General features: G+C 70.9%; 6 protein-coding genes. 2 read left to right on the forward strand and 4 right to left on the reverse strand.

The features are described 5' to 3' along the window. Positions 1 to 178: 178 nt before the first annotated feature. Complete coding sequence (locus ACZ7KX_RS42595) at positions 179 to 454, reverse strand: hypothetical protein (protein ID WP_470331327.1); 276 nt, start codon at positions 452 to 454, stop codon at positions 179 to 181. A gap of 156 nt (positions 455 to 610) precedes the next feature. Between ACZ7KX_RS42595 and ACZ7KX_RS42600 the strand changes: the two genes are divergently transcribed. Further along, entirely contained in the window at positions 611 to 1,255 is a 645-nt protein-coding gene (locus ACZ7KX_RS42600; RefSeq protein WP_470331328.1) for a hypothetical protein, read from the forward strand. Positions 1,256 to 1,322: 67 nt separating this feature from the next. Here the strand turns inward: ACZ7KX_RS42600 and ACZ7KX_RS42605 are convergent, their stop codons facing one another. From ACZ7KX_RS42605 to ACZ7KX_RS42615, 3 genes are all read right to left on the reverse strand, one after another. Beyond that, positions 1,323 to 1,829, reverse strand: a complete 507-nt coding sequence (locus tag ACZ7KX_RS42605; protein WP_470331329.1) for a cupin domain-containing protein — start codon at positions 1,827 to 1,829, stop codon at positions 1,323 to 1,325. Between the two features lie 150 nt (positions 1,830 to 1,979). Next, positions 1,980 to 2,222 (reverse strand): hypothetical protein, encoded by a 243-nt coding sequence (locus tag ACZ7KX_RS42610; protein WP_396552523.1) that lies wholly within the window; start codon positions 2,220 to 2,222, stop codon positions 1,980 to 1,982. Positions 2,223 to 2,340: 118 nt separating this feature from the next. Further along, the gene (locus tag ACZ7KX_RS42615) at positions 2,341 to 2,802 is read right to left on the reverse strand and encodes a MarR family winged helix-turn-helix transcriptional regulator (protein WP_470331330.1); all 462 of its coding nucleotides are present in this window, start codon (positions 2,800 to 2,802) and stop codon (positions 2,341 to 2,343) included. Positions 2,803 to 2,982: 180 nt separating this feature from the next. Between ACZ7KX_RS42615 and ACZ7KX_RS42620 the strand changes: the two genes are divergently transcribed. After that, positions 2,983 to 3,402, forward strand: coding sequence for a VOC family protein (locus ACZ7KX_RS42620; protein ID WP_470331331.1), 420 nt, complete (start codon positions 2,983 to 2,985; stop codon positions 3,400 to 3,402). Positions 3,403 to 3,471: the final 69 nt, after the last annotated feature.

Consider the following 3,471-nt stretch of genomic DNA (forward strand, 5'->3'; position numbering starts at 1 on the left):
GGCCCGGCCGTCACGAGATCCTGGAACCGAGTCCGTGTCGCAAGAACCAAAGCCGGACAGTTGGGGGGAATCCCCTATCGAACACCCTCTGACAGGGCGGCCCGGAGGGGACTCTGCGGCTCGGGGCGCGGTCGCGGCCGTCGGCGGGGAGCCGCCGACGGCCGCGGTCAGGTGCGGCTCAGCACTGGGGGCGGCGGCCGTGGTTGGCCCCGCGCCTGGCCCGTGCCTTCTTCTTGCGGCGGCGCTTCGACGACATGGCCACTCCTCTCGCAACCGGGGACCCCCGGTCTTCCACCGTTCCACACCCGGCCCGCGCCCGCTCGACGGGCCGGGTGCGGACGGTGGCCGGCCGCGCGGGCCCGCCGCTCGGAACGTGCCGGGTGGTCGACCGACTGCGTGGTGTGCGGCCGGTAGTGATCTTCGCGGACGTCGCGACCGCGAAGATCACCGTCATGCGTGCCGGTCGGCACCGCCCGGACGGGAGAGGCGACCGGTGGACCGTTCGGGCGGTGCACCCCCACGTGTCTGCCGGTCGTGGGTTTGGGGCGTTCGCAGTTCCGGAATCCTGCGCCCCGGAAACGTTGCTCTCCACACGAAGGGAATCGATGTCGTGAAGAGGACCATGCAGAGGGTGCTGCTGCTCTCCGCCGTCACCGCGACGGCGGCCGCGGTCGGCGTCGCCCCGGCGCCCCTCGCCCAGGCCCGCACCGCACTGGCCGCCTTCCCGCAGCTCGGCATCCGGTTCGTCGCCGACGGGGACCCCGGCCAGTGCGGCGGACGAACGGGCGACCAGTGGAAGGACACCCTAACGGCGACCGAACCGATCCGCTTCGACACGGACTCCCGCCCCGGCGGCTGTCAGCTCGCGTTCGGCATCTACGACCCGGACGGTCTCCTGGCGGGTTCGTCCTTCACCTACACCTTCCAGGCCACCCCCGGCGGCGACCCCGCCCAGTGCGGAAACCCGGGCACCCACGAGATGCCGATCCGGGCGGCCCGGACCTTCGGCCCCACCATCCGGATCGACACCGACAACCGGCCGGGCGGATGCGATCTCACGTTCGCCCTGTCGAGTCCGAACGGGTTGCTGGGAGTCAACTACTACTCGGACGGCAACCGCGCCCAGTGCGGGGACGCCGGCCCGGATCAGGGCCTCTTCAGCTATGTGAACGGCTACACCACGGCCACCGTCCGCATCGACACCGACGACCGCCGCGGCGGCTGCGGGCTCCAGCTCGAACTCCGGCTGCAGTAGCAGCGGGGGCTCGGCCACCGCCCGCCGAGCACCCGTCAGCGATGAGGCGTGGCCGGGCGTGCCCTCATCAGGCGCGGGTCTCCAGGGCGGCGCGCCAGGCGGGGCTGTCGACGTAGTGGTTGTCGAAGCGCTCGGAGGAGGCGGCGATGGCCGCCGGCGGGGTCTCGCCGCGCATGACGCTGCCCAGCAGGCGCAGGTAGTCGAAGCGGTCCATGCCGGGGGTGAACATGAAGAGCACGTCGGCCTCGGAACCCTGGGCGGCGGCGAAGGCGTGCGGCGTGTTCGGGGGCACGGCGAGGAAGTCGCCCGCGCCGAGGACGGTGACCTCCTCGCCGATCAGCACCTCCAGGGAGCCGCTGATCACGAAGAACAGCTCCCAGGCCCGGGTGTGGAAGTGCGAGGGGGCTCCGGCGGCGCCCGCGGAGAAGGCGGAGCGGTAGACGGTGAAGCCGCCCTGGCCCGGGTCGGTCTCGGCGAGCAGGGTCATGGTGGCGCTCGGGTCTGCGCAGGTCTCGGCCTGGGCGCAGCGGGTCAGGATCGGGGCGGCGGTGGCGGTGTTCTTCGTCGTCGTCATGTGATCAATCTATGGCCGAATAGACCGATGATCATGTGGCAATCGGTGGCTGCTTCCATGGGTCAATTCCTCGCGCTCACCCCCCGCACGCGGCCCCGCACGGCCCCGCCCCGCGCCGGACGTCCGGCGCGGGGCGGGGCGGGCGGGTGCTCACCTGCGGATGAAGCCGATCTCGACGGAGGAGAGGAATGGCTGGACGCCGACGCACTGCCAGCCGACCGCCTCGACGTTGCGGATCATCACGTCGAGCTCCTTGCGGATCTTCTTCATCGTCGCGCCGGGGTGGCGGAAGTCGATGTCCAGGACGGCGACGAAGGTGGCGTCACCCTCGTTGAACGCGGTCCTGGCGTCCGCGACGAGCTTCTGCATGCGCCATGCGTGGATCAGCCCCATGGTGGTCTCCCCCTGGACGGTCGGGCGCGGTCTCACTCCTCAGGGTGCCCGCCCCGTCCTCTATTTGACCCTCCGTCAGCAAACGATCTCCGCCGGAGGGCGGCCGTCCGGGGAGCGGTCAGTCGGGGAGGTTCCCGTTGCCGCCCAGGTTCGCCACCATGCGGCGCAGCACGTTGACGGTGGTCACGAAGTCCTCGGGGGTGATGCCCTCGTGGGTGCGTTCGTGGATGCGCAGGTTGCGTTCGCGGGCGCGCAGGCGGGCGGCTTCGCCGTCGTCGGTGAGGGTGAGGGTGGTGTCGGCGTGCTCGGTCAGCCAGCCGCGGGCGATCAGGTCGTCGAAGACGGCGTCGAAGGCGGTGTCCTGGTCGTCGTAGGGGGTGAGCCGTTCGATCAGGGTCGCCCGGTTCCAGCCGCCGGGCCTGCCGGCGACGTGGTTGAGCGTCCACCAGTGCGGCTGGGTGAGGCCCTCCACCGCCAGTTGCTCGCGCAGGCCTCCCACCACCCGGCGGTAGGCCTCGCCGCTCCACGCCCCGATGGGCTGGGCGGCGATGACCTCCGGCGTGTACGTCTTGATCGTCATGTTCCGTGCTCCTTCGGCTCGACCGGTGCTCCGTGAAGGATCGTCAGGATGCGATCGACCGTAGGACTTCAAGCCTCCTTGAGGTCAATGCGGCCGGGCCCGGAAATCGGTCGCCGCTGCTCGTCGCGTCCGGTACGGTCGCCGAGCCGTTCGATGTCGTACGGAAAGCAGGATGTCCACATGGCGTGTCGGATCAGTGAGCTCGTGCTGGGTTGCCGCGAACCCGAGGTGCTGGCGCGGTTCTGGTGCGAGGTCCTGGACTTCGTCGTGCTCGGCCGCGAGGACGACGGCTCGATGGAGATCGGGCCGCGCGAGGGCTTCGGCGGTGCGCAGCCGACGCTCTTCCTCAGCCGCCGGGACGCGCCGGAGCCGGGCAAGTCCCGGCTGCACATCGACGTCAACGCCACCGACCGCGATCAGGACGCCGAGCTGGAACGCCTGCTGGAGCTCGGCGCCCGCCCGGCCGACATCGGCCAGACCGGGGACGAGCACTGGCACGTCCTGATGGACCCGGAGGGCAACGAGTCCTGCCCACCCCGCTCCCGCGATGCCGTAGGACTGCGACAACAGCCGTCAGTGCCTACGGGTGGGCGTTCTTGACCGTGGGCTGCGTCTTCTGGTTGTAGATCTCCTTGCCGTTCGTGTCGTAGGCGTGGACGTAGGGGGTCG

The sequence above is a fragment of the Kitasatospora sp. NPDC038210 genome (assembly GCF_055600605.1).

Coding starts and splice junctions, on each gene's coding strand:
- ACZ7KX_RS42595 (WP_470331327.1), bottom strand. CDS start 454: ATGACGGTGATCTTCGCGGTCGCGACGTCCGCGAAGATCACTACCGGC.
- ACZ7KX_RS42620 (WP_470331331.1), top strand. CDS start 2,983: ATGGCGTGTCGGATCAGTGAGCTCGTGCTGGGTTGCCGCGAACCCGAG.
- ACZ7KX_RS42610 (WP_396552523.1), bottom strand. CDS start 2,222: ATGGGGCTGATCCACGCATGGCGCATGCAGAAGCTCGTCGCGGACGCC.
- ACZ7KX_RS42615 (WP_470331330.1), bottom strand. CDS start 2,802: ATGACGATCAAGACGTACACGCCGGAGGTCATCGCCGCCCAGCCCATC.
- ACZ7KX_RS42605 (WP_470331329.1), bottom strand. CDS start 1,829: ATGACGACGACGAAGAACACCGCCACCGCCGCCCCGATCCTGACCCGC.